The following is a 26,566-nucleotide window of genomic DNA, read 5'->3' on the forward strand; positions in this document are numbered from 1 at the left end:
AGAAACGGGCGCAATCCTGTTCAGAGCGCGAGCATGGCCGGCTCTGGTCGGTCCCTGTACAATTGAGCGAGAATTGAAAGTCCGCGCGCGAGTGCTGAGGGTTCTGGCGCCCCTAAGCTGACACGTATGCCGTTCTGGCGCAGGCCGGGCTCGCCAATCACGAAGGCGTTGCCAGGCGCGACAGCCACTCCTTGGTGTCGGGCATGAGCAACGAATGCATCTTCGTTCCACCCATCTCCCAGGGGCAACCAGATATGCAGGCCGTTGCTGGTGGAATTATAGGGAAGGCCCTCAAGGGTCCGGGCGGCGATCTGGTTGCGGTGGCGCAGCGCGCCTTGTTGCCAGCCTAGAAGCTCTGCGGCGGTGCCGTCCTCGACCCAGCGGCTCGCGATCTCTGCCATGAGGGGCGTCGCCATCCAGTTCGTGACCAAGTGCCTGTTCATGCCCGAGGACACCATTGTTTCCGGAAGCACGAGATAGCCGTAGCGCAAGCCGGGCAGAAGACACTTCGTGAAACCTGTCACGTAGAATGCCAGATCGGGAGCGAGTGCCGCGAGCGGTTTTGGGCGGTTCGGCTGAAGTGGGCCGCCGGCATCGTTTTCTATGATCATCACGCCATGACGCCTGGCGATGTCGCAAAGCGCATGTCGTCTCTCAATCTCCATGACCTGCGCCAGCGGATTCAGTCCGTTGGGCACGAGAAAAAGAACGCGAACATCCTGGTTCCGGCAGGCCGAGGCGAAGGAGTCTGGATCTACCCCTCGCTTGTCCGAGCGCACTCCCCCCAGTCGTAGGCCGAGATACCGGGCAAGTGGGGGCAGGGTGTGATGGCTGAGATCCTCGGCCAGAACCAGATCGCCCGGATTGGCCGCCGTCATCAATGCCACCGACAGAGCGGAGGTGCTTCCGTTGGTTGGAAGGACATGTTCCGCGCGTGTGGGTACGCCGCACCGCTGAAGCCATTTGACCGCCGTCCGCCGGTGGCGCTGCAATACCGCCCGGGGGCGGAAGGAAAAGAGGGCATCCACCGGCAGGTCCTGCGCCAATGCTGCGAGGGCCTCGGACATTTTCTGTGCCTGGATGTCGGACGTGACGGGAGTGAGCATGGAGCAGTCGATTGCCGTCTCGCTCGCGCGCAATTGCTGCCAAGGGGTGCGTGCTTCCGTCGGGCCCTCACGCACGAATGTTCCGCGCCCGACTTCGCCGGCAATGACGCCAAGCCGAGCCAATTCCTCGTAGGCACGGCTGATGGTTTGCACACTGACACCGAGCTGGAACGCGAGATCCCGGTGCGTGGGCAGCCGATCGCCGGGACGGACTTCTCCTGCCTCGATCGCTTGAATGAGCGCCTGGGCCAGGAAACGATACACGGGCCGCCGAATGGCAGCCGGCTCTGGGGGCCAGATTGTCATGCCTTTATGCTGGACAGGATTAAGACATTTGGCAAGGTTGCGGCACTTTTTAGGCGACCGCGCGTTTCAGGTAGCGGATGCGCCACTAAACTGATTTCAGCGGTCGGGCCACCGCGACGGATACTGCGGAGAAGTCGACTCGATCGAACAGACGGGGGGAAGAGCGATGGACGACAACACGCAGAACGACAAAGAGCAGCAAGTCCGAGAGACGAGCGAGCAGCGAGAGCCGCTTGGCGGCATGCGATTGGGAGGCCTCATCGCGGGCCCGGCCATCGCTCTTCTCCTCCTCATAGTTCCTGCGCCGGAGGGCATGGAGCCGGAGGCCTGGCGGATGGTTTCCGTCGCCTTGTGGATGGTAGTCTGGTGGCTGACAGAAGCTGTCCCGATCCCGGCAACCGCATTGCTGCCGCTCGTGCTGATGCCGCTGCTCGGCCTGATGGAGATGCAGGAAACCGCGGCTCGCTATGCCCACCCGCTGATCTTCCTCTTTTTCGGGGGCTTTCTTCTCGCTGCGGCCATGCAACGTGTCGGCCTGCACAAGCGGATCGCCTTGCGTATCGTCGCGGCGGTCGGCACGACGCCCTCGCAGATCATACTGGGCTTCATGCTCGCGACGGCCTTCCTTTCCATGTGGATATCGAACACTGCCACCGCGATCATGATGTATGCGGTCGGCCTCTCGGTCATCGACTTCGTGAGCGAGCATACGGATGACGACCGTACGGTCCGCAATTTCGGTGTCGCCCTGATGCTGTCGATTGCTTACAGCGCTTCGATTGGCGGTGTCGGGACCTTGATCGGCACGCCCCCAAATGCCCTGCTCGCAAGCTTCATGCAGAGCAACTACGACATCGAGATCAGTTTCGCGAACTGGATGCTGCTGGGAATTCCAATCGTCGTGATCATGCTTCCGATTGCCTGGCTTCTCCTGACGCGGGTCTTGTTCGCAACAGGCAAGATTGCGATCGAGAACCCTGCCGATTCCATCGCCCATGAAATTAAGGCGCTTGGTCCTCTGGATCGCGGTGAGAAGCTTGTCGGTGTGGTCTTTCTGGGGGCAGCCTTTTGCTGGATCTTCCGGGGGCCGATCACCTCCCTGACCGGACTTGCATTGGATGACACGCTCATTGCCATCGCTGCCGCCCTCATTCTTTTTGCTGTTCCCGTCAGTCGCAGGGAGAACCGCTTCGCGCTCGACTGGATCGCGGCACGCGATATCCCCTGGGGGGTGTTGCTCCTGTTCGGCGGAGGTCTCGCGCTGGCCGGCGGCTTCTCGTCCACGGGGCTGGCCAACTGGATCGGCAATTCGGTCGGCGGGATCGAGGTCTCTACGGTCCTGCTCATCCTTCTGGTCACCATCGCCATCGTCTACCTGACGGAGATCACGTCGAACACGGCCTCGACCGCGACCTTTCTGCCCATCCTCAGTGCCGTCGCGGTCGGCCTGTCCCTCGATCCAAGGGTGCTGGCTGTGCCGATGGCCATAGGGGCCTCAATGGCGTTCATGATGCCCGTGGCCACTCCCCCCAACGCGATCGTATTCTCCTATCGGCGCATGGACCTTGCGGACATGGTGAGGGCAGGGTTTCTGCTCAATATCATCGCAATCTGCGTGACATTCCTGCTGTTCTGGCTTCTGGGAGGCTTTGTCTTCGGCATCGAGATCTGAGCTCCGCCATGGATTGACATGCCCTTTCAAGCGGGAAACTGTGCGGCTCATGTCCCGCATTGCCCTCGACGACCGCGACCTGAGGATCCTGGCTGTTCTCAGCCGGGAGGGCCGCATTTCGAAGACCGAACTGGCCAGGCGCGTCAATCTTTCCGCGACGCCGTGCTGGGAGCGGATGAAGCGCTTGGAGGAAGCCGGGCTCATTCGCGGTTATCGGGCTGACGTGGCGCTCGCGCGGCTCGCTTCCCACGTGGTCGTTTTCGTGATGGTCGAACTGGAAAGCCACCGTTCGGAGGCTTTCCAGACCTTCGAACGCGCAGTCGCGCTTCATGACGAAATCATCGCGGTCTGGGCTCTTGGCGGTGGGTTCGATTATCTTCTGCAGGTTGTGGCGAAGGACATCGATGCCTACCAGCGCCTGATTGATGCGCTGCTTGAAGCGCATGTCGGCATGCGGCGCTATTTCACATACATCGTGACAAAGGATGTGAAGGCCGGTCCACCCCCCTTCGAAATGCTCTCGGTCGGCGCCACGACCTCTGACTGAGATCTGCCGCGGGTTGGTCGCGGCCATGATGGACCAGGCGAAATGACGCTCCGGAGGATTTTTCTCTCTTAGCACCGGACAAAAGAGAGATCCTCTGCATTGGCAGTATTCTTCGGAGAATCTTTCGCGGCAGATGTCGGTATCTTTGAGGCAGTTCAGAACACCAAGCCCGAAAGAGGTTCCCATGCTCGCCGTGAAGACCCATGCCGAAGGCCCGATGTCCGGTCTCGCCGACCGGTCTCTGCTGCGTCATTTCTCGTATATCGATGGTCGCTGGGTCGGGGCGCGCTCCGGCGCCTCCCTGGCAGTGACTGACCCTGCGAATGGCGGGCTCATCGGCCATATCGCCAGCCTTTCCGGTGAAGAGAGCCGCGAGGCAGTCGATGCGGCCGACTCAGCATTTCCGGCCTGGGCCGCCATGCTTCCGCAGGCGCGCGCGGCCCTCCTGCGCCGCTGGTTCGAACTGGTGCGTGAAGCCCGTGAAGATCTTGCCCGCATAATGACCTTCGAACAGGGCAAGCCGATTTCCGAGGCCCGAGGTGAGATCGACTATGCGGCCTCCTTCCTGGAATATTATGCCGAGGAAGCCCGCCGACCCAATATCGAAGGGGTCACCTCGCACCTGCCCGACGCCGAGGTTGAACTCTGGCGCGAGCCCGTGGGTGTGGCCGCCCTGATCACGCCGTGGAATTTCCCATCGGCCATGCTGACCCGCAAGGCCGCCGCAGCGCTCGCTGCCGGCTGCACGGTGGTCGCGCACCCCTCCGCCGAGACGCCGTTCTCCGCACTGGCGTTGGCCGAGTTGGCAGAGCGGGCAGGCATTCCAGCGGGGGTCTTCAACGTCATCACCGGGGAAGCTCCTGTCGTTGTGGAGCCTTGGGTCGAGGACACCCGTGTCCGCGCGCTCTCCTTCACCGGCTCGACCGAAATCGGCAAACTGCTCTATCGCCAATCCGCCGACACGGTGAAGCGCCTGGTGTTGGAACTTGGCGGTCATGCGCCCTTCATCGTGTTCAAGGGCGCGGATCTCGACAAGGCTGTGGATGAGGCGATCAAGGCCAAGTTCGCCACCACTGGGCAGGACTGTCTCGGTGCCAACCGCTTTTTCATCGAGCGCCCGGTCTACGAAGAGTTCTGCCGAAAATTCGCAGAGAAGACCGCGGCCCTTACACTCGGGCCGGGCATCGATGATTGCGATCTTGGCCCTCTGATGAACGCCAAGGCAGTCGCGAAACAGGAGGAGCATGTGGCCGATGCGGTGAACCGCGGAGCGAAGCTGATCACGGGCGGGAAGGTCTCGGATCACGGACCGCTCTTCTTTGAGGCAACCGTGTTGACCGATGTTCCGGCGGAAGCTTTGATCATGCATGAGGAAACCTTCGGCCCCGTGGCTGCAATCTGCGCCTTTGATACCGAGGAAGAAGTGGTTGCACGGGCCAACGCCACCGAATACGGCCTTGTCGCCTACCTGCACAGCCATGACCCTCGGCGAATTTACCGCGTGAGCCGCGCCCTGCAGTTCGGCATGGTGGCGGTCAACCGCACCAAGGTTACCGGCGCGCCGATCCCCTTCGGCGGTATGAAGCAATCCGGCCTCGCCCGAGAGGGTGCCCGTCACGGGCTCGAGGCCTTCACCGACATCAAATACGTCTGCCGCGACTGGGCGTGACGGGAAAGGAGTTTTTGAAATGCTGACGAACGACCAACTTGCGAATTGGGATCGCGAGAACTTTTTCCACCCTTCGACCCACCTGGCCCAGCACGCCCGCGGCGAAACGCAGAGCCGGATCATCACCGGCGGCAAGGGCGTCTATATCGAGGACCGCGACGGCAAGAAGATGCTTGATGCCTTTGCCGGCCTCTACTGCGTCAATGTAGGCTATGGCCGCCCCGAAATCACGGATGCCATCGCGGAGCAGGCGAAAGAGCTTGCCTACTACCACGCCTATGTCGGCCACGGCACCGAGGCGTCCATCACGCTTGCCAAGATGGTGCTCGATCGCGCACCCGCGGGAATGAGCAAGGTCTATTTTGGCCTATCAGGATCGGATGCCAACGAGACCAACGTCAAGCTCGTCTGGTATTACAACAACATCCTTGGACGCCCGGAGAAAAAGAAGATCATCTCGCGTTGGCGCGGCTATCACGGCTCGGGTCTCATGACCGGCTCGCTGACCGGGCTCGAACTTTTCCACAAGAAATTCGACCTGCCGCTCTCCCAGGTGATCCACACCGAGGCACCCTACTATTTCCGCCGCGACGACCTCTCCATGAGCGAGGCGGACTTTGTGGCCCATTGCGTCTCCGAACTCGAGGCACTCATCGAGCGCGAAGGCGCTGATACCATCGCGGCCTTCATTGGTGAGCCGGCGCTTGGCACCGGTGGTCTCGTGCCCCCGCCCGCGGGATACTGGGAAGCGATCCAGAAGGTGCTCGAGAAGCACGACATTCTCCTGATTGCGGATGAGGTCGTAACGGGCTTCGGCCGCCTCGGCACGATGATGGGCTCGGACCACTACGGCCTGCGCCCCGACATCATCACCATCGCCAAGGGTCTCACGTCGGCCTATGCGCCGCTCTCGGGCTCGATCGTGGGTGACAAGGTCTGGAAGGTGCTCGAGCAGGGCACGGACGAGCTTGGCCCCATCGGCCATGGCTGGACCTATTCGGCACACCCGATCGGCGCCGCGGCTGGCATCGCGAACCTCCAACTCGTGGATAGCCTCGGGCTGGTCAAGAACGCGGGCGAAACAGGCGCCTATTTCAAGCAGGCGCTCATCGATGCGCTCGGAGACCACCCGAATATCGGCGATATCCGCGGCGAAGGCCTGCTCTGTGCCGTCGAGTTCGTCGCCAACCGCGAAGGTCGCGTCTACTTCGATGCGTCGGAAAAGATGGGGGCACGGCTTGCCTCCGCTCTGCTGGCGGAAGGCGTGATCGCGCGCGCGATGCCGCAGGGCGACATCCTAGGGTTTGCCCCGCCGCTCTGCATCACCCGCGAGGAAGCGGACAGGGTGGTCGGTGCGCTTGCGAAAGCCGTCAAGTCCGTGCTGGGCTGAACCGCAACCGCCCAAACAAAAAAAGGAGATGCGGATCGAACCGCATCTCCAGATCTCTCGTGCCAGAGCTGCCCAGCCGACATTCCGCCAAGCGGGGCAGCAAACAGGCCTGAGGCTGACAGGCCCCTTAGCGGGTTCTGCCCTTGCCCCACATGTCAATATCCGCACCGAGTTCGGTCTTGAGACGGTCTGATGCTGCGGTCAGAGCATTCAGAACGGACTCGTCAAGCTTGATATCGAGAAGCTTCTTCAGGTCGCGGCTCTGCTGACCATTGCGCGTGCCGACGATCACGCCACCGACGGCCGATTGCGCCTTCAGCCATCCGATGGCGAGCTCCTCCATGCTGAGGCCCGTGTCCTCGGTCATCTTCCAGAGCGCGTCCAGAAGCTCCTGACCGGCCTCTTCGGCACCCTCTTCCTTGTGCGTCACCTCGGCCCACTTGCGATAGTCGAACATCCGGGTCCGGGCCCGGCTGACGGGGAAGTCCTGGAGCGACTTGTATTTGCCGGCCAGAAGCCCCTGCATAAGCGAGGAGTAGCACATGATCGGCACACCAGCCGCTTCACACTTGGGCAGGACTTCGAGCTCGATAGCGCGGAAGAAGAGGTGATAGGGAAGCTGATTGACCGAGATCTCGCCGAGAGCCAGCGCGTCGTCGATGTCCAGGCTCCCGAAATTCGACACGCCGTAGTAGCGGATCTTGCCGTCTTCCTTCAGCTTCTTGAGCGCGCCGATGCTGTCGGCCAGGGGCACGTCCCGGTTCGGCCAGTGCAGCATGTAGAGGTCGATATAGTCCGAGCCCAGGTTCTTCAGACTGCGCTCGCAGGCCGTGATGATGTCATCGGGCGCGAGATTTTCCCGGGCCACCTTCGAGGAGATGACGAGTTCTGAGCGCTTGTCGCCCAATGCCTGGCTCAGAAGCTGCTCGGAATAGCCGGCGCCATAGGCCTCGGCGGTATCGAAGAAATTGATCCCGACGTTGAAGGCTTCCCGAAGGGCCTCGATCGAATCCTTCTCTTCCTGCGCCCCGAAGGCTCCGGCACCACCCATGCATCCGTATACGATAGGACTTGTTACCAGATCGGTCTTGCCGAATGTCGCGTTCACTTTGGTCACCTCATTTTGGAATTGAGCATTGCCTGTGGATCACCAGCTCCACAGGGTCCCGTCTTCCAGTCGGCTGACTGGCAGATAGGAGCGGTTGTAGGGGTATTTCGCCGCAGCCTCCTCATCGAAATCGACGCCCAGTCCCGGACGGTCGCCGACATGTAGCATTCCATCGACCATTTTCAGGTCGTGAGAGAAGACCTCGTTCGATTTCTCCGTGCCGAACCCGACGAATTCCTGGATGCCGAAATTGGGCGCCCAGATATCGATATGGGACTGGGCGGCATAGCAGATCGGCGAAAGATCCGGTGCCCCGTGGGGCGCGATCCGCACGTGATAGAGCGCGGCGAAATCCGCGATGCGCCGAAGCGCCGTGATCCCGCCCGCATGGGTGGAGGCCGTGCGGATATAGTCGATCCACTGGTTTTGGATCATGTCCTTGCAGTCCCAGATCGTGTTGTAGATCTCACCGATCGCCAGTGGTGTCGTGGTGTGATCGCGCACGATCCGGTAGCTTTCCTGGTTTTCGGCCGCCACCGCGTCCTCAAGAAAAAGGAGGTCGTAGGGCTCGAGCATCTTGCCCAGCCTTGCCGCCTCGATGGGAGTGAGGCGGCTATGGACGTCATGCAGGAGATGCAACTCGTTCCCGAACCGCTTCCGAGCTTCCACGAAGAGCTCCTCGATGGAGTTCATGTATTTCTTCGTTGACCATGGATGCTCCGGGGGCAGGGGGCGGTCATTCTGAAGCTCGAAATAGTCCTTCTTGTCTCCCAGAACGCCGTAGCTGCCATCGAGCCCAGGCACCGAGGACTGCAAGCGAATGGCCTGGTAGCCCTGACCCACGAGTTCGCCTGCCCGATCTAGCGTATCCTCGACCGTATTGCCGGTGGCATGCACATAGACGCCGACCCCCCGCCGGCTCTTTCCGCCTAGAAGCTCATAGACCGGCAGGTCGGCCGCCTTGCCCTTGATGTCCCAGAGCGCCACGTCCACCGCCGCGATGGAGGCCATGTTTATCGGACCTTTACGCCAGTAGACACCCTTGTAGAGGTATTGCCAGATGTCCTCGATCTCGTGCGCATTCCGACCGATGAGACAGGGCGCGACGTGCTCCCTTAGATAGGTCGCCACAGCCTGTTCACGTCCGTTGACCGTCGCGTCGCCCAGTCCGTAGATCCCGCTTTCGGTCGTGATCTTCAGCGTGACGAAGTTCCGGCCCGGGCAGCTGACGATCACCTTTACATCCTCGATGATCAGCTTTCTGTTCCCGCTCATTCGTTCTGTCCTCTGGTCGTGCCGGATCGTGTCGGCACCGTAGTTGGAATTGCGCGCAGCCGATCCTTCAGCCGTAGATCTCGTCGACCAGCGCCTTTAGATGGGCGAGGTCGTGTCTGGCAAAAGGCAGCACATCGTCGCCCATGCGCTGGCCATGAACGCCGGCCTGCTGGCTGTATTCGATCGGCATGCAGAATGTGCCGTCGAAACCGATGCGATGAAGCTCGGTGACAAGCTCGCGCCAGTTGTACCCGCCATGATCATTGGTCGACCAATGCACAACGTATTCCGCCGGAAGCTCCGGCCCGTTGGCACGCAGATGCATGGCGCTCTTGAAGTTCACAAGGCCGTTCAGCAGCGGCCTCGCGATGTCGATGGCCATCTTTACCGGCTCTCCATCCACGGCGCAGTGCCCCATGTCGAGCACGCCGCAGACCTGTGCCGGGTCGTAGCCTTCCAGCAGATGTGCGAGCCCTACCGCACTGGCCACATGATAGCCGTAGTGGTTCTGCACTCCGATCGCGACGCCGTGCCGCTCGAGAGCCGGAAGCAGCGCATCGAACGTGCGGCGGTAGGCATCGACCGACGCGCGGTATCCCTTCTCCATGTCAATCGGCGCACAGATGCGGATGATGCCGACGCCTGCCTCTCCGCAGGCAGCGATGGTGTCCTCGTCCGTGTTGCCGGCAATGCTCGGTGTCGAAAGACCATGTTGCTTGAGCAGTTCGACAGCCGCGGGCAGCCCCTGGCGAACATTCTCCGGCTCGACCTGGTATCCGGGGCGCACGGCCAGTTCGACGCCGTCGAACCCCAGACCGGCCAGTTTTTCCGCAAGCTGTGGAAGCGGCTCGTCCCAGGGCTTGGTAAACGCCGTGATCTGGGGTCGTTTCATGATTTCTCCGTGCACGCTTGAATCTTCGATGGAAAGGGGCAGGGCTGGGGTCAGCCCTTCAACCCCGTGGTTGCGATCCCGTCGATCAGTTTCCGCTGGAAGACGAAGAACACGATGAACATCGGAACCAGCGAGAGGAGCGACATGGCGAGCATCGGACCCCAGGAACTCGCCCCGCGCGCTGCCTGCAAGAGACGCAGACCCTGCGGAACCACGTAGTTCTCGATCGAGGTCAGGTAGATCAACGGCGTCAGGAAATCCTCATAGGTCCAAAGGAACGAGAACACGGCCGTCGTGACAAGCGCCGGGGACATCAGGGGAAGGATGATCGAGAAGTAGATCCGCACCGGACCCGCGCCATCAATGGCCGCCGCCTCATCCAGCTCACGCGGGATACCGCGGATGAACTGCACCATCAGGAAGACGAAGAACGCCTCGACCGCGAGGAATTTCGGCGTGATGATGGGCAGGATCGTGTTCACCCACCCAAACGCGTTGAAGAGAATATACTGCGGGATCAGCGAGGCATGGACCGGCAACATGATCGTCATCAGCATTAGCGCGAAGAGCGGTTTCTTGAAGGCGAAGTCGAGGCGAGCGAAGGCGTAGGCGACGAAGGAGCACGAGAGCACATTCCCGACCACCGCCAGCGCCGAGATGACGAAACTGTTGGCGAAGAAGATCTTGAAGGGTGCTGCCACTCCCGCCCAGCCCCGAGCATAGTTTTCCCACTCGAAGTGTCGCGGGATAATGCTGGTGTCCGAAAAGATGATCTCCGAAGGCTTGAACGAGCTCACGGCCAGCCAGATGAGCGGATAGAGCATCAGAAGCCCGAAAGTGATCAGGAACGCGTGCATCATCCAGCGTGTGCGGGTCTTTGACTGGGCCGTCACCTCTTCGATGTCGCCGGCCTTTTCGTTGGTATCTGTGAGGGCCATGGTCATCAGTTCTCGTCTCCGTAATGCACCCAGTATTTGGCGCTCAGGAAGGAAATCGTCGTTGCGATGGCGATGATGCCGACCAGGACCCAGGCGATCGCCGAAGCGTATCCCATCTCGAAATCGGTAAAGGCCTGCTCGTAGAGGTAGAGCGTGTAGAAGAGCGTCGAGTCTGCCGGTCCGCCGGTGCCGTCCGATATGATGTAGGAGGGTGTGAAGGCCTGGAACGAGTTGATCGTCTGCATCACGAAGTTGAAGAAGATGATGGGCGTCAGCAGTGGAAGCGTCACGTAGAAGAACTGCTGCACCGGGCGCGCGCCATCGATTGCGGCGGCGTCATACATCTCCTGCGGGATCTGCTTCAGCCCGGCAAGGAAGATCACCATCGGCGCGCCAAACTGCCATGCAGCCAGAAGGACAAGGGTTCCCAGGGCGTAGTCGGGATTGGTGATCCAGCTTGGCGCATCATAGCCGAACCAATTCCAGAGGAACTGATTGACGATCCCGTCATAGGAGAAGATCTGGCGCCACATGAGCGCCACGGCCACGCTCCCGCCCAGCAGGGAAGGCAGGTAGAAGACAGATCGGTAAAAGCCCAGGCCACGCAGTCCACGGTTCAGGATGAGAGCGATGAAAAGCGCGAAGCCGAGCTTCAACGGCACCGAGAAGAACACGTAGGTGAAGGTCACCTTGAGCGACTCGATATAGCGTGGATCGCCGCCCATCAGTTTTGCGTAGTTGTCGAAACCCGTCCATTGAGGCGCGCTGAACAGATCGTAATCCGTGAAGGAGAGATACATCGATCCCAGGATCGGGCCCAGCGTCAGGAGGAAGAACCCGATGAGCCAGGGAGAAAGAAACAGAAAGGCAACGCCATTCTGTCTTTTTGACAGGTTTTTGGTCGAACTCATGAGGCCTCACCATCGTTGTCTTGCAAGGTGATGCACTCCGCGCCCCTGGGGAGGAGTAGAAGGGACGCGGAGGCTAAGGGGCAAGGCAAGCTGGTTTGATCGCCCTGCCGTCTTGCGCGTGCTCAGCCCTTGAGCGCTGCGAGCTTCTCGTTGATCTCGGTGACCACGGCCTCGGCCGCTTCCAGCGGCGTTGCATCGCCGAAGGCCACGGCCTCGTTGCCGCGGCGGAACATGCCGCCAAGACCGCCGACACCCGGACGGCGCGAGGGAGCCGGATCTTCGCGCAGCATCCTGAGGTAGGAGACAAGCTTCTTCTCTTCGGGCGTTCCGCTGGTGCCGAACTTCTCGAGACCTGCGGTGGAGGCCGGGATCATGCCGCTGCCAGTGTAGTAGAGTTCGACGCCTTCCGGGTCGAAATGCATGAAGCGGATGATGTCGACGCAGAGATCCTTGCTGGCGGCATTCGCCCAGATCCCCGTCGAGTTCCCGGCATAATCGTAGAGATGCTGCTTCATCTCGCCGCCTTCGAAGCCGTTCGGCAACATCATCAGGTCAAGCGGATCTTCCATGAGCGCCCCGATGCCGATGAAGCTGTCGGTGGTCTGGACCAGCATGGCGGCGCGGCCGCGCACGATGCCGAGCGAGGCGGAATTGTCGCCGGCCTGGGCCTGGACATCGGCCGGCGGGCAGCCGCCCGACTGGCGCATGTCTTCCCAATACTGGAACCATTCCGCCAGATCCTCAGCCCCGAAGCCGATCGTGTGCTCGGGCGTGAAGAGCGCCTTGCCTTTCGCGCGCAGGAAGATGTCGCAGGGCAGGTTGTTGCCGCCGCCGTCCTCGATGCCCCAGAAACCGCGGCCATGCTCTTTGCTGAGCGCAACGGCGGTCTCCTGAAGTGTCTCCCAGGTGTAGAACTTGTCCGGGACTGCCACGCCCACGTCGTTGAACTTCTTCGGGTTATAGAAGATCGCGGTGGCGATGGCATCGTTGGGCATCGCATACATCTGCCCGTCATAGGTGCAGGAAAAGACGCTGCCGTCTTGGTAATTGGAGACGTCGAGCGGCTCGGGGATGTAGTCGGTCAGCGGGGTGAGCACACCGCGCGCGGCATATTCGGCAAGAAGATCCACGTTGACGCTGAACATGTCCGGAGCGTTCCCGCCCGCAGCTTCCGTTGCCAGCTTGTCGGTGAAGGACCGGAAAGTCGAGAATTCGGGCAGGATCGAAACGCCGGGGTTCTTGGCTTCATAAGCCTTCAACACCTTGAGCGTGGTGGCGAGCTGCTCTTCGGATTCCACGAAACCACTGAAGCGCACCTGCTGATTTCCCTGCGCCACCACAATGCTTGAGATGCCACTCAGGGCAACGCCACCAAGTGTGGCCGAGCCGGCCTTCAGGAATCCTCTGCGAGATGTCGAGATCGTCATTTCAGTCCTCCCATTTGGACAATGTGCCAGTTTGATTCGGCGACTATTGGTGAAACGATAGTGCATCGTTACACTAATGTCGATTTCCGATATCGCAATTTCCGAAAAACCTTGAAAGTCACCCTTGATATTGCATTGCACAATCGTAAAAAGCATAACCAAAACAGGATTATACCCAACGATATATGGTCTCCCATGGTGCCGTGGCTCTGTATTCCGAGCGGTCATCTCGCGTGAAATCGCCCTCTGGCAGAGAGGTGTCTCAAAACTTTTTTCACCGTGGGGGCTAGCATTTCTCGCACACTGTCGGCATTTTGGTGTAACGTAACACTTGCGGCGCGCTCGTCGCGACTCATGGTTGCGACAAGCCGGCACTCAAGCACCGGCAAAGCCGGGGAGAAAGCCAGATGGCAGGGTCAATGGCAGGGTTGAAGGATGTTGCGCGCCTCGCGGGCGTGTCCGTCAGCACGGTGTCCAACGTCATAAACGGTCGCCATCAGAAGATGTCTCCGAAGACCCTCGAGCGGGTCGAGAAGGCGATCGCCGATCTCAGTTACACGCCCAACGCCGCCGCACGACAGCTCAAGTCGGGGCTTGCGCGCGCCTTGGGTCTGATCGTGCCGTCGGTTGCGAACCCGTTCTGGGGGCACGTCTCGCATCTGATCGAGAAAAAGGCGCTGGAGCATGGTTATCAGGTTCTGATCTGCAACGGAGAGCGTGATCCGGAAGTCGAGGCAAGCTACGTCGAATCGCTTTACGGCTCCTCGGTCCGGGGCGTCATCCTCGGTTCCTCTCCCGTTTCCTTCGACCACCTGAAGCTGCCCGCAGAGCGTGGCATGAAGATCGCCGCCTTCGACCGCCAGACGAGGGGCGCCAAGGGTGTTGTCGCCTGTTCCGTCACGATCGATCAGGAAAAGGGCTCCCGCCTCGCCACAAGGCACCTCATCGGTCTGGGGCATCGTCGCATCGGCTTCATTTCCGGGCCCCTCGGGACCGCCAGCAGGAACGCCCGACTGTTGGGAATGCGCTCCGAGCTCGAGCGCGCGGGCATTGCACTCGATGATGAACTGCTGTGGCTGGGGCGCGTTGCGAAGAACTTCGGCGACTCAGAGGCGGCAGAACTCGGCCGCCGCGGCATCCGAGACCTGATGACCCTGGATGATCCGCCCACCGCCATTTTCGCGGTCAACGACATGTATGCCATCGGCGCCTGCTCCGGTGCGGTCGACCTTGGCTACCGAGTTCCCGATGACCTCTCGGTGGTCGGGTTCGATGACATCTTTCTCTCCCCGATCATGAAGCCTGCCCTGACCACCGTGCGACAGCCGGTGGAGGACATGGCCGCGATCATCGTCGAGAAGCTGATCGGCACGCTCGAGAAGAATGTCGGGGGCGATGAGCCGCATGTGAGCCTGCAGCCCGAACTGATCGTCCGGGCCTCCACCGCGCCACCAGCCATGAAAAGCAACAAGATGACCGGAGGGATATCAAGGTGAGCGAAATCAGATCCATGTCGGGGCGTCGGGTCCTCATTGCTGGTGCCAGCAGCGGCATGGGGCGTGAAACCGCGAAAGCCGCCGCCCGCGAGGGTGCCGAGCTTGTGCTGCTCGCTCGTGACGAAGCGCGGCTTGCTGCAATTGGCGATGAATGCAGTCAGCTGGGGGCAGGGAAGGTCCTCACCATCCAGGCCGATGCCAGCAATGCGAAGGCTCTCGAGGCCGCGATCTCGAGCAACATGGAAGTCCTCGAAGCTGTCGACACACTGGTCAACACCATCGGCATGAACATCGTCCGGCGCGCCTTCAGCGAGCTGACTGCCGAAAGCTGGGCATCGATGATCGACGTCAATCTGAACGCCGCTTTTAATCTGTCCAAGGCCGTCCTGCCGATCATGCGCCGGCGCGGGGGCGGGCTGATTGTCAATGTCTCTTCCACCGCGGCCAAGAAGCCCGATCCCTCGGGCGCCGCCTACCAGGCAACAAAGGCCGGTGTCGCTGCCATGACCCATGCGATCATGGAGGAGGAATGGGGGAACGGGATCCGCGCCACAGCCATCCTGCCCGGCATGACCGACACGCCCCTGCTCGAAAAGCGGCCCTCCCCGCCGACGCCCGAGATGCGCGCGAAAGCCCTCAAGCCCGAAGATGTGGCCGAAGCCTGCATGTTCGTCATGCGTCTGCCGGCACGGGCCCATGTGTCCGAAATCGTGATTCAGCCGGCCATCCGATGAGCCTGAGCGAAGCGCATAAACAGGGTCTGCCGAGATGACATACGCCCAACCGATCAAGACAACCTCGCATGGTCTGAACCGGCCAAGGGTTGCCGTCCTCATTCCGGAGGAAGTGCGCGGCCGCATCTTCCCCGACACAGTCACGAAGGCATTATCCGAATTCGCCGAGCCGGTCTTCTACGCCGACGATGAGTTGAGGGATCAGGATATTGCCCCGGCTCTTTCGGGGATCACGGCTGTCATCACTGGCTGGCAGAGCCCCAAATTGCCCCTCGACTCTCTGGCGCCCCGCGGCAGTGTCCAGATCATTTCCCATGCCGCAGGTTCGGTCATTCGGCTGGGGGTCAAGGAGGCGCTTGAAAGAGGCGAGATCCGTGTCAGCCATTCCGCACCGGTGATCGGTGAGGCCGTGGCGGAGTTCACGCTCGCTCAGATCCTCGCGCATCTGCGTCGCCACCGTGATACGGACGCGGCCATGCGCAGGGGCGAGGGCTGGTTGCAGGTGAAGCAATCCTATCTGGGTCAGCTTCTGAGTGCACAGAAGGTCGGTATCGTCGGACTCGGCTATGTCGGGCGGATGGTTCTCGATCTGCTCAAGCCTTTCCGCTGCGAGGTCATGGTCTTTGACCCCTATGTCAGCGAAACCGAGGCCGATGGACTTGGCGTCATTTCGTGCGACCTCGAAACCCTTTTCCGCGAATGCTCTGTCGTCAGTCTTCACGCGCCGAACATCGAGGCGACGAACGGCATGATCACGAAATCCCTTCTCGACCTGATGGCCGAGGGCGCGCTCCTGGTGAACAACGCCCGGGCGGGCCTTCTGGAGAAGGGCGCGCTGCTCGAAACCCTGGACGCGGGCCGCATCTTTGCCGCGATCGATGTGTTTGATGTCGAGCCGCTTCCCGAGGGTGACCGGATCTTCGACCTGCCCAATGTCTACCTCTCGCCGCATAGTGCCGGTCATACGCACGAAAGCTACGTCCGCCAGGGCCTCTCGGCCGTCGAGGATGTGCGCCGCTTCTTCACTGGCGAGAGACTTCTTCAGGAAATACCGCCCGAAAGGGCCGCAACGATGGCCTGACGCCCCGGCATTCAAGTCTGCAGAAAAACCAGAAACACGACCTCGAAGGGAGGAAAAACCATATGGCATCCGTCGAACTGCAATCGCTCAAGAAATCCTTCGGATCACATGACGTGATCCATGGCATGAACCTTTCGATCGAGGACGGCGAATTCGTCGCGCTCGTGGGGCCATCCGGCTGCGGGAAATCTACCCTGCTGCGCATCATCTCGGGGCTCGAGCCCGCCTCCGATGGCGAGATCCGGATCGGCGGCCAGGTGGTCAACCACATGAACCCGCGCGAGCGCAACATCGCCATGGTGTTCCAGAACTACGCGCTCTATCCGCACATGTCGGTCGCGAAGAACATGGGTTTCAACCTCAAGCTCTCGGGCGTGAAGAAGAAGGAGATAGACGCCAAGGTCCGTGACGCCGCCAGGCTTCTCGAGCTTGAAGCGCTTCTCGATCGCAAGCCCGGCCAGCTCTCGGGCGGCCAGCGCCAGCGCGTCGCCATGGGCCGCGCCATCGTGCGGAACCCGGCTGCGTTCCTCTTCGACGAACCGCTCTCGAACCTCGATGCCAAGCTCCGCGTGCAGATGCGCTCCGAGATCAAGACGCTACACCAGCGGGTCAAGACGACCTCGATCTATGTCACCCATGACCAGATCGAGGCCATGACACTGGCCGACCGTGTCGTGATCCTCAATGGCGGCCGGATGGAACAGGAGGGCCGGCCCATCGACCTCTACAATTCCCCCGCCAACCTCTTCGTGGCGGCCTTCATCGGCACACCTTCGATGAATCTCATCGACGCGACCATCATCGCGGCCGACAACGGCTGGGCAGCCGAACTGCCCGGCGGCGATATCATCCAGCTTGGGGCACGACGCAATCTCGCGCCCGGCCAGGAGGTCGTTGTCGGCATGCGCCCGGAGCATTTCGAGCGTGGCGGTGATGGCGTAAGTGTCACAGGCACGACCACGCTCGTCGAGCCCACCGGCGCACAGACTCATGTCACGATCGAACTGCACGGCCAGCCCGCAACGGTAGTGCTGGATGGCGGCATCGATCTGGCCGTGGGCGCGCCCATGACGGTCTCGATCCCGCAGGACAAGATCTACCTGTTCGACCGCAAATCCGAACAGCACATCCCCCGGTAAGGCCGGTTTGACCAACTATCACGAGAACGCGCAACCAGAGGGGGAGAGCGGCAATGACCGGTGAAAATACGAAACCCAGGCTGAAGGTGCTCATTGCCGGCACGGGCTTTGCCGGTCAGGGGCACGCGGAGGCCTTTCGGGCCTATGGCGCGGATATCGTCGGCATGGTCGGGCGAACCGCCCATGTGGTCGAGGAGGTGGCTGGCAAGATGGCCATCCCCCATGCCGGTACGGACTGGCAGGAGGCGCTGGAGATCTGCAAGCCCGACATCGTCTCGATCGCCACACCGGGCGGTGCGCATTACGTGCCCATCAAGCAGGCCATCGCCGCAGGGTGTCACGTCTTCGTCGACAAGCCGATGACGGAAAGCGCGGAGACGGCAGTGGAACTATACCGGCTTGCGCGAGAGAAGGGCGTCAAGACGGCCTATTCCGCGAGCTTTCGCTACACGCCGAGCGTGTTGCACGCGCAGAAACTCGTGGCAGAAGGCGCAATCGGCGAGCCGACGGAGATCGAATGCATCTCGCATTTCAATCTCGAGCGCGAAATCCCCTTTGGCTGGTCACACCGCAAGGAGGCGGGCGGCGGGCGGCTCAACAACAACTTCACTCATACGCTGGCCATCGCCTCTGCCGTAGTGGGTGGGCGGATTCTCGGTATCATGGGCGAGGTGCGCGACGACCTTGGGCGCGCCCCCATCGTCGATGGTGTTCACAACTTCGCCACACGGCGCAACTTCATCCCGAAGGATCTTGACGACCCGTCGCTCAAATGGGGCGAGAGCAATGTCGAATGGTCCTACACCGTGTTGGCGAGGCTCGGCAGTGATCTTGCCACCAAGCCCGTTTCGGTGCTGTTCAAGCATGGCGGCCTCGTGCCGCGCTTCCATGAGGATCATATCGTCTTCTATGGCCGTGAAGGGGCCATCTATCTCAAGAAGCATTACGGCAGCGGGCCGCTCTATCTCTATGGCAAGGACAAGACCTGGGCCGAGCTTCCCCTGCCGCCGGAAATTGCCGCCGACGTGCCGGACGTTAAAGGCGAAACGGAGCAATGCTGGCACTATCTGGCCCGAGAATTCCTCAAGGATATCAGGGGCGAGGCGGTCGCGCCCTATCCGACCTTCAGGGAAGGCAGCCAGTATCAGCAGATCATCGACATCATCCGCCAGAATAACGACTGGACGGACGTCACGCACTTGGACGAGGCACTCGACGAAGACAGGCTCGTGAGCGTTTGACAGTCGCGGCGGGCTGGGAAAGAGTTCCGGGTGTTTCGGAACTCTTGCCGAGAGGCTCATGCCGCTACCCAAACTCTCACTTCAGGTGCTCGAGGCCTTCGAGCAGGTAGCCCGATCCGGCTCGATGCAGCAGGCGGCACAGGAACTCGGACTGTCGATTTCCTCGGTCTCGCATCATGTCGCGCGGCTCGAGAATGAACTCGGGGTGGTGCTGCTCGACAGAACGTCACGCCCGTTTTCCCTGACTCGCGAGGGGCGTGAGGCGCTCCACCACCTGATGCCGGGACTTCAACATATCCGGCGCGCGACCAGCGAAACAGTCGTTTCCGGTCTCTTGGGGGCAAGATCGCTGCGCGTGGGGTTCGTCGAGGATTTCGAGAACAACCTCGCGCCTGATCTTGCCGTGATCCTGGCTGGTCGAATGCCACGGGCAAAGCTGTCCATCCGCAACGTCCTGAGCCACGAGGCGCCGGACCTTCTGCGCCGAGGTGAACTCGATCTCGCCATCGTATCCGCGCAGGACGGAAAACCATCGGATCTGCCTGTATTGCCGCTACTGAAAGATCCTTTCGTCATGCTGTCTCCGCGGGATTCCCTCGCGGCGCCCGAAGAAATGGTGGGCGGAAGATCGGGTCTTCCCTTCCTGCGGTTCAACCCCGGTCACCAGATCGGACGGCAGATCGAAGCCCATCTGACTCGCCACCGGATTGCCCTGCCCGAACGCTTCACCTTCGATACGGTGGAGTCGATCATGGCCGTGGTGGGCAGCGGGGGCGGCTGGTCGATCATTTCGGCATTGGGCCACGCCAGGGGGAGGCGCTTTGCCGAGCGCATCCGCCTCGCACCGCTCCCCACGACATCGCTTGCGCGCCGCATCTGCCTCATGACCCGCGGCGACTTCGACCGCCCGACCGCGCAGGCCATTGCCACGCTCGTCCGCGAGCGTATCCGCCATGTCGTACGGGAACCTGCGATCCTTGCTCACGAATGGCTCGAAAGCGCCTTTGTCGTGCTCGAAGAGGAGAACTGAACCTTTGCGCGTCAATTGGATGCATCTTGCGCAAGGACTGTATCACCGTGCCAGTTCAGTTTCGATTTTTTCGAAACTGTAGCCTTCCGTTTGACCGAAACTTGCCGGATCCCCCTCAATGGCCGTCAGGAACAGGTTTCAGGAACGAGTGGCTGCAATGCGAGATCAGGCAAGGGTTGTCATCATCGGGGGAGGAATAGCCGGCTGTTCGGCGCTCTATCACCTCACAAGGGAAGGCTGGACAGACGTCATGCTCATCGAGCGGGACGAGCTTACGTCCGGCACCACCTGGCATTCCGCCGCCCAGGTCACGAATTTCGGCATGACCCAGACGATGGTGGCGCTCAAGAGCCACTCCATCGCACTGTACAAGGAACTGCGGGACGACCCGGACTATCCGGTCGGCTACAATCACGGTGATGGCGGTATCCGGCTCGCCAACACTGAGGCGCAGATGGACGGTTATCGTCACTTTGCTTCGGTCGCGGCCGGCATGGGGGTGGAATTCGAAGTCATCGACGCCGAGGAATGCGCCCGCCGCCACCCGCTGATCTCGACCGAAAATCTTCTGGGCGGGCTCTGGGATCCGACCGACGGCCATACCGACCCGGCCCAGCTCTGCCAGGCGCTGGCGCGTCGCGCCCGGCTCGCAGGTGCCGAGGTCAATCGCCACACCCCGGTCACCGGCCTCACCCAGCATGCGGATCAGACCTGGACCGTTCACACCGAGAAGGGTGACGTGAAGGCGGAGATCGTCGTCAACGCCGGCGGCTACCGCTGCAACGAGATCGGCGCAATGATGGGAGTGAGCCACCCGGTCGCCTCGATGGAGCACCAGTATTTCCTGACCGAGGACATTCCGGCCATTGCCGAGGCTGGCCACCGGATGCCGCTTCTGCGCTGCCCGATCAGCGATTATTACTGCCGTCAGGAAAAGGGCGGGCTTCTGCTCGGCTTCTACGAGCAGGATTGCCGGACCTGGGGCATGGACGGCATCGACCCGAAATTTTCGAACGACCTCTGCCCGGACGATCTCGAGCGGGTCATGGATGTGCTGGAAGGCGCTTTCGAGCGCATGCCCGCACTGACGGAGACCGGCATTCGCGAGATCGTCAATGGTCCCATCACCTACACCATCGACGGCGCACCCCTTGTCGGGCCCATCCCCGGCAAGCGCAACGCGTTCTGCATCATCGGGCTCCGCGCCGGCCTCGGCGAGGGCGGCGGCCATGGCTGGCTGCTCGCGCAGCAGATCGTGCATGGCGAAGCGGAATACGACACTTGGGTGATCGATCCGCGCCGGTTCACCGGCCATGCGACGGTTGAACTGACGGCGCTGAAGGCCATCGAGGACTACCAGAACGAGTTTCGCTTCCACTTCCCGCACGAGCATCGCCCCGCGGGTCGTCCGATGAAGACAACGCCTCTGACGCCGGTGCTCGCGGCCGAAGGAGCCGAGTTCGGCACGGTCAACGGCTGGGAGCGGGTCGATTACATCAAACCTTCGCCCGGCTTCACCGAAACGCTCGGCTTCCGCTTCAACGAGGTGCATGAGGTCGTGGCAGAGGAGGTCAAGGCTGTCTCGACCGGCGTCGGACTGACCGAGGTCTCCGGCTTCAACCGGTTTGAACTCGTTGGTAAGGACGTCCATGCTTTCCTCGACCGGATGATCTGCGGCCGCGTTCCGAAGCGCACGGGAAAGGTTGGTCTAGGCTATCTCCTGAATGACTACGGTATGGTCAAGGCCGAGGCGACCATCGCCAACATTCCTGCCTCGGATCGCGGGCCTGAGCGCGTCTGGTATGGCTCGGCCGCAGCATCCGAATATCATGACATGGACTGGCTCACATCCCACATCCTGCCCGAAGAGGACGTGACGATCCGTTCCCTGACCAACCAACAGACAATTCTCGTGCTGGCTGGCCCGAAGGCGCGCGACGTGCTCACGGCGGCTTCTCGAGGGGATTGGTCCCGTGAGGCCTTCCCGTGGCTCTCCGTGCGGGAAGCCTACGTGGGCATCGCGCCGGTGACCGTTCTGGGTGTAAGCTTTTCCGGCGAACTGGCCTATGAAATCCACGTTCCAAACGAGAGCCTGTATGCGGCCTATCTCACGCTCCGCAACGCCGGCGAAGCCCACGGTCTGCGCCTTTTCGGTGCGCGCGCGGTCGACTCGATGCGGCTCGAGAAGGGCTTCCTGCACTGGAAGGCCGATATCCTCACCGAGTTCGATCCCTTCGAGACCGGGCTTGACCGGTTCGTGAAGCTCGACAAGGGCAATTTCATTGGCAAGGACGCACTGCTCAAGCGCTGGGAAGCAGGCCCGAGACGCAAGCTGGTCACCCTCGCCGTCGAGACGGATGAGGCGCCAGCCCATGGCGGAACCTCGGTGCGCAGCGAGGGGTCCATCGTCGGCACTGTTACCTCGGGCGACTGGGGGCATCGTACTGGCCTCAACCTGGCCTATGCCTTCGTTGAACCCTCCCTGGCCGAAGCAGGGACACGGCTCACCGTCGATGTGCTGGGCAAGCCCGTCCCGGCGCGCGTGATCCCCGCTTCACCTTACGATCCCGAGTATCTCAGAATGCGCGGGTAGGGCCGCGCTCGATGTTGCGCCGCACGGGTCTCGATCCTGCGGCGCGGCATTACACGAGAGCAATGTTTGCGAACTGGTCATAGCGAAGCGTTCTTCTGGCCCTACTTCGAGGGCGATTCTTTCAACTATATGGGCTCAATCGAAATTCTCAGACCGAGGGTCCGTCATGTTCGCAAGCAATCTCCTCCCCACGACCCCATCCGATGTCTTTACCACCTATCGGCAGGTCAACCTCATCAACGCCGCTCGTATTGCGGCGCACACATCGCTCGATGTCCTGAATCCGGCCACCGGTGAGGTGCTCGGCCAGGCCGCGGCCAGTAGCGCGGAAGAAACGTCCGAAGCCATCGCATCTGCCAAATCCGCACAGGTCGCATGGGCGCAGATCCCGGCGCGCGAGCGTGGCAAACGCGTTTCGGCAGCGGCCCGCGCCGTGGCAAGCAAGGCCGAACTGATCGCCCAGGTGCTCGCCCGCGAAACCGGAAAGGCAATCCGCACCGAGTGCCGTGGCGAGGTGGATGTGGCCGCCGACATCGTCGATTTCTACGGCAACCTCGGCTCCGAGCTGAAGGGGCAGACGGTGCCCTACGATCCCCGCATCCTCACCCTGACCACCCGCGAGCCACTCGGCGTCGTGGCGGCCATCGTGCCGTGGAACGTGCCGCTCGTCCTTATGGCGCTCAAGATCGGTCCGGCCCTGGTCGCGGGCAACACCGTTGTGCTGAAATCCTCCGAGGAAGCCCCCTTCGCCACCTACCTCATGGCGGAGATCATGATGCAGCACCTGCCCGCGGGTGTGCTCAACGTGGTCAACGGAACCGGTGCCGAATGCGGCAACGCGCTCACCACCCATCCCGACATTGCAAAGATCACCTTCACCGGGTCGGAGGCCGTGGGCGAGGCGATCTACAAGGTCGGCGCGAGCCGCATCATTCCTGTCTCTCTGGAGCTTGGTGGCAAATCCCCGATGATCGTCTGCGAAGATGCCGATCTCGACAAGGCTGTCGCCGGTGCGATCTCGGGAATGCGCTTCACCCGCCAGGGACAGAGTTGCACCGCCTCGAGCCGCATCTACGTGCATGACAGCCTGATGGACGTCTTCATGGCGCGTCTCGGTACTGCGCTGGACGAACTCGTGATCGGAGATCCGCTCGACGAGGCCACCGATGTCGGGACGATCATCAACGCGCGCCAGGCGGCGACGATCCGGGATTTTGTCGCACAGGCCGAAGCGACCCCCGGAGCGACCGTCAAGCGCTACGGCAAGCTGCCCGAGGATGCGGCGCTTTCGCCCGAGCTGTACCTTCAGCCGACGATCCTCATGGGTCTCCCCGATGATCACCCCTGCGTCATGCAGGAGATCTTCGGGCCGGTCGCTGTCGTGCAGGGCTGGACTGACTATGATGACGTCATCGCGCGGGCAAATGGTACGCACTACGGCCTGGCCGCCTCCGTCTGGACGAAGAGCCTGTCGATTGCACTCGACAGCACCTCGCGCCTGAACGCAGGCTTCGTTCAGGTCAACCAGAACCTCACCATCCGTCCCAACGTCTCCTATGGCGGCTTCGGACGGTCCGGTCTCGGTAAGGAGGCGTCGCTCGAGGCAATGCTGGAACACTTCACCCGGTCCAAGACAATCGTGATGAATTTCGACTGATGGAAGACATTCTGGTTCTGTCGGTCGCCACCTTGGCGGCCGGCTTTCTGCGGGGCGTGACCGGGTTCGGTTTCGCCCTCGCGGCCGTTCCGCTCTACAGTCTGAGCGTGCCTCCGGTATATGCCGTAGTGATGGCGCAGATGCTGCAGATCGCCGCCGGGCCGCTGGACATCTACCACAATCACAAGAAGGTCGATCGCCGGGCGCTCGCCTTGCTCTGCGGCGGCGCGCTGCTCTTCACGCCGCTTGGCGCATTCCTGGCCACGCGGCTGCCCGCCGATGTCATGCGGCTGACGATCGCCATCGCCGTCCTGCTCGGGCTCGTCGCTCTTGTCGCAAAGGTGAGGATACGGGAAGGCAAGGGGCCGGCAATGACCGCCGGTGCCATGGCCGGCCTCCTCGGCGGGCTGGCCGCGATGCCCGGACCGCCCGCAGTGGCCTATTTCCTGGGCCGCGGAGCGGACAAGACCGAGAGCCGCGCGACCCTGCTGCTCTTCTTCGCCTTCACGTCCGTCATTGCGCTTATATCCATTGCGCTGGGTTCCGATGCCGTGACCTTCAAGGTCTTCCTCAGTGCGGTCGCGAGCTACCCGGCGCTTCTGCTCGGCACCTATCTCGGCACGCTGCTTTTCCAGCGGCTTGGGGACGGGCACTACCGATCCGCCTCCATGGGGGTTCTGTTGGTCTCCGGGCTGATGGCAGGCGCAAAGGGGCTTGTTGGATTGATTTAGCCCCCCGGTCGAGGCACTTCCCGCTGACCATGAGAGAGTGCTGCTCCCCGGAGCAGCGCTTTTTCTTTGGCCAGAGGTGAGCCCTCACACTCGTAAACCGGCGCAATCGCCGTTCCTGACGCGTTCTTCGAGGCCCTGTCGCTGGCAAGCACGAAAGCATCGGGTCGCACGGATGCAAGGCGCTGGCGGTTCGCCGGATCCAGGCCTTCTGCCTTGGGCAATCTGTCGAGGCCAGGAGCAAGGGGCATGTGCACACCCTCGCCAGGGGGCGCCCCGCCGAGCTAAGCATGGCGCATGAAAAACGCCGCTCCGAGGAGCGGCGTTTGCGTTTCTGGTCAGGTATGGATGGAGCTGGTCGGCTATGACTGGCCTTTCCAGGGTACCAGCACGTTCTCGAGCTTGCGCATCAGGATGTCGATCGCGAAGCCGATCAGGCCGATCAGCACGATCCCCATGATGACGATATCCGTCGCCTGGAACTTCGAGGCGGCGACGATCATCTTGCCCGCGCCCTTCTCTGCGGCGACGAGTTCCGCCGCAACCACCGTGCCCCAGCAAACGCCCATCGCCACGCGCGCCCCGGTAAAGACCTCAGGCAGCGAATTGGGCACGATCACATGGCGCAGCACCTGCCATTTCGATGCCCCGAGCGAATAGGCGGCATGAACCTTTGAGATGTTCACTCCGGAAACGCCCGCGCGCGCCGAGATGATCATCACCCAGAGGGCCGCAAGGAACAGAAGGACGATCTTGCCGTTCTCCCCGATACCGAACCAGATGATGACGAGCGGGATCAGCGCCAGCGGCGGCACGGGCCGCATGAACTCGACGATCGGATCGAGCCAGCCGCGCGCCCAACCCGAAAGACCCATGGCATAGCCGAGCGGAATGCCGATCAGCGAGCCCAGGATGAAGCCCGCCAGAACGCGCCAGAGCGACCAGCCCACATGCTCCAGCAGCGCCACGTTCTGATAGCCGTTCTTGGCGATGTCGAAGAGCTGTGCCACGACCGCTTCGGGCGGCGGCATCCAGATCGCTTCCATCTGCAGGCCCTTGTCGGGCGAAAAGTTGAGCGAGCCCTTGGCCGTCATCGCAACGGACCCGTTGGGCACATCGACGGTCTCGCCTGGTGCGATCGGCTTTCCGTCCACGGAGATGATCGTCGCATCCTCGCCATCGTTGCGCTGGGCGGGAATGAGCACCGAACGCCATTCCGCAACCGTCGTGCTGTCGCTCACCGCAAAGCCGGTTGCAGGACCGGGGGCAGGGTCCTCCGCATCGGCGCCCATTTCGTGAACCAGCACGGTGACCGTGCCTTCGGCCGTTTCGCCGCTCGGATTTTCGGCGGTGTAGGAGAAGGAAGTCGTCCCACTGAACGGGCCGGGGACATGGAGCGGCACCAGTTTCGAGCCGGTGAATGCCCCCCAGACGAGAAAGACCACCACGACCGAGATGATCGAGGCCACCCGATCCGGTCTCACGGCGCTTTCGTCGCCGAAGGTCACTGTCTTGAGAGAGGTGAAATCCGTCACCTTCTCCATCGAGGCGCGCGCAAGGCTGACCGCGACATAGGTGCCGAAAAACAGCGCGATATAGACCGCAAGTATTACGATACCCGTCATG

General features: G+C 61.8%; 21 protein-coding genes. 13 read left to right on the forward strand and 8 right to left on the reverse strand.

Features of this window, described 5'->3' with window-relative positions; genetic code table 11:
- Positions 1-20: 20 nt before the first annotated feature.
- Complete coding sequence (locus ACP15W_RS00110; RefSeq protein ID WP_424930793.1) at positions 21-1,412, reverse strand: PLP-dependent aminotransferase family protein; 1,392 nt, start codon at positions 1,410-1,412, stop codon at positions 21-23.
- Between the two features lie 166 nt (positions 1,413-1,578).
- On the opposite strand from ACP15W_RS00110, the gene ACP15W_RS00115 reads away from it, so the two are divergent.
- The 4 genes from ACP15W_RS00115 to ACP15W_RS00130 all read left to right on the forward strand — a co-directional run bounded on the left by ACP15W_RS00115 (position 1,579) and on the right by ACP15W_RS00130 (position 6,690).
- Positions 1,579-3,084: an SLC13 family permease gene (locus ACP15W_RS00115; protein ID WP_424930794.1), complete on the forward strand. Its 1,506-nt coding sequence runs from the start codon at positions 1,579-1,581 to the stop codon at positions 3,082-3,084.
- A 49-nt stretch (positions 3,085-3,133) separates the two neighbouring features.
- The gene (locus ACP15W_RS00120; protein ID WP_424930795.1) at positions 3,134-3,631 is read left to right on the forward strand and encodes an Lrp/AsnC family transcriptional regulator; all 498 of its coding nucleotides are present in this window, start codon (positions 3,134-3,136) and stop codon (positions 3,629-3,631) included.
- Positions 3,632-3,815: 184 nt separating this feature from the next.
- A complete protein-coding gene (locus ACP15W_RS00125; protein WP_424930796.1) occupies positions 3,816-5,300 on the forward strand; it encodes an NAD-dependent succinate-semialdehyde dehydrogenase in 1,485 nt (494 codons plus the stop codon).
- A gap of 19 nt (positions 5,301-5,319) precedes the next feature.
- The gene (locus ACP15W_RS00130) at positions 5,320-6,690 is read left to right on the forward strand and encodes an aspartate aminotransferase family protein (RefSeq protein ID WP_424930797.1); all 1,371 of its coding nucleotides are present in this window, start codon (positions 5,320-5,322) and stop codon (positions 6,688-6,690) included.
- A 127-nt stretch (positions 6,691-6,817) separates the two neighbouring features.
- Here the strand turns inward: ACP15W_RS00130 and ACP15W_RS00135 are convergent, their stop codons facing one another.
- From ACP15W_RS00135 to ACP15W_RS00160, 6 genes are all read right to left on the reverse strand, one after another.
- Entirely contained in the window at positions 6,818-7,798 is a 981-nt protein-coding gene (locus ACP15W_RS00135) for an aldo/keto reductase (protein WP_424930798.1), read from the reverse strand.
- Positions 7,799-7,837: 39 nt separating this feature from the next.
- Complete coding sequence (manD, locus tag ACP15W_RS00140) at positions 7,838-9,073, reverse strand: D-mannonate dehydratase ManD (RefSeq protein ID WP_424930799.1); 1,236 nt, start codon at positions 9,071-9,073, stop codon at positions 7,838-7,840.
- Positions 9,074-9,140: 67 nt separating this feature from the next.
- A complete protein-coding gene (locus ACP15W_RS00145; RefSeq protein WP_424930800.1) occupies positions 9,141-9,965 on the reverse strand; it encodes a sugar phosphate isomerase/epimerase family protein in 825 nt (274 codons plus the stop codon).
- Between the two features lie 50 nt (positions 9,966-10,015).
- Positions 10,016-10,909, reverse strand: a complete 894-nt coding sequence (locus ACP15W_RS00150; protein ID WP_424930801.1) for a carbohydrate ABC transporter permease — start codon at positions 10,907-10,909, stop codon at positions 10,016-10,018.
- The gene (locus ACP15W_RS00155) at positions 10,909-11,814 is read right to left on the reverse strand and encodes a carbohydrate ABC transporter permease (protein WP_424930802.1); all 906 of its coding nucleotides are present in this window, start codon (positions 11,812-11,814) and stop codon (positions 10,909-10,911) included. Before ACP15W_RS00155 ends, ACP15W_RS00150 begins: the two co-directional genes overlap by 1 nt.
- A 122-nt stretch (positions 11,815-11,936) precedes the next feature.
- Positions 11,937-13,241, reverse strand: coding sequence for an ABC transporter substrate-binding protein (locus ACP15W_RS00160; protein WP_424930803.1), 1,305 nt, complete (start codon positions 13,239-13,241; stop codon positions 11,937-11,939).
- 407 nt (positions 13,242-13,648) lie between these two features.
- Between ACP15W_RS00160 and ACP15W_RS00165 the strand changes: the two genes are divergently transcribed.
- From ACP15W_RS00165 to ACP15W_RS00205, 9 genes are all read left to right on the forward strand, one after another.
- Positions 13,649-14,737, forward strand: coding sequence for a LacI family DNA-binding transcriptional regulator (locus ACP15W_RS00165; protein ID WP_424930804.1), 1,089 nt, complete (start codon positions 13,649-13,651; stop codon positions 14,735-14,737).
- Positions 14,734-15,471, forward strand: coding sequence for an SDR family oxidoreductase (locus tag ACP15W_RS00170; protein WP_424930805.1), 738 nt, complete (start codon positions 14,734-14,736; stop codon positions 15,469-15,471). Before ACP15W_RS00165 ends, ACP15W_RS00170 begins: the two co-directional genes overlap by 4 nt.
- Before the next feature lie 34 nt (positions 15,472-15,505).
- Positions 15,506-16,552: a hydroxyacid dehydrogenase gene (locus ACP15W_RS00175; RefSeq protein ID WP_424930806.1), complete on the forward strand. Its 1,047-nt coding sequence runs from the start codon at positions 15,506-15,508 to the stop codon at positions 16,550-16,552.
- A 62-nt stretch (positions 16,553-16,614) separates the two neighbouring features.
- The gene (locus tag ACP15W_RS00180) at positions 16,615-17,691 is read left to right on the forward strand and encodes an ABC transporter ATP-binding protein (RefSeq protein ID WP_424930807.1); all 1,077 of its coding nucleotides are present in this window, start codon (positions 16,615-16,617) and stop codon (positions 17,689-17,691) included.
- A 53-nt stretch (positions 17,692-17,744) separates the two neighbouring features.
- Entirely contained in the window at positions 17,745-18,932 is a 1,188-nt protein-coding gene (locus ACP15W_RS00185; protein ID WP_424930808.1) for a Gfo/Idh/MocA family protein, read from the forward strand.
- Between the two features lie 58 nt (positions 18,933-18,990).
- Positions 18,991-19,962, forward strand: a complete 972-nt coding sequence (locus tag ACP15W_RS00190) for a LysR family transcriptional regulator (RefSeq protein ID WP_424930809.1) — start codon at positions 18,991-18,993, stop codon at positions 19,960-19,962.
- Positions 19,963-20,119: 157 nt separating this feature from the next.
- Positions 20,120-22,555 (forward strand): GcvT family protein, encoded by a 2,436-nt coding sequence (locus ACP15W_RS00195; protein WP_424930810.1) that lies wholly within the window; start codon positions 20,120-20,122, stop codon positions 22,553-22,555.
- A 166-nt stretch (positions 22,556-22,721) separates the two neighbouring features.
- Positions 22,722-24,212 (forward strand): aldehyde dehydrogenase family protein, encoded by a 1,491-nt coding sequence (locus tag ACP15W_RS00200; RefSeq protein WP_424930811.1) that lies wholly within the window; start codon positions 22,722-22,724, stop codon positions 24,210-24,212.
- A complete protein-coding gene (locus tag ACP15W_RS00205) occupies positions 24,212-24,943 on the forward strand; it encodes a sulfite exporter TauE/SafE family protein (protein WP_424930812.1) in 732 nt (243 codons plus the stop codon). The genes ACP15W_RS00200 and ACP15W_RS00205 overlap by 1 nt, the downstream gene beginning before the upstream one ends.
- A gap of 359 nt (positions 24,944-25,302) precedes the next feature.
- Here the strand turns inward: ACP15W_RS00205 and ACP15W_RS00210 are convergent, their stop codons facing one another.
- Positions 25,303-26,556 carry an ABC transporter permease gene (locus ACP15W_RS00210; protein WP_424931580.1) on the reverse strand — a complete coding sequence of 418 codons (1,254 nt, stop codon included), beginning with the start codon at positions 26,554-26,556 and terminating at the stop codon, positions 25,303-25,305.
- Between the last annotated feature and the right edge of the window lie 10 nt (positions 26,557-26,566).

Source organism: Amaricoccus macauensis (genome assembly GCF_049800915.1).
GTDB classification, from domain to species: domain Bacteria; phylum Pseudomonadota; class Alphaproteobacteria; order Rhodobacterales; family Rhodobacteraceae; genus Amaricoccus; species Amaricoccus macauensis_A.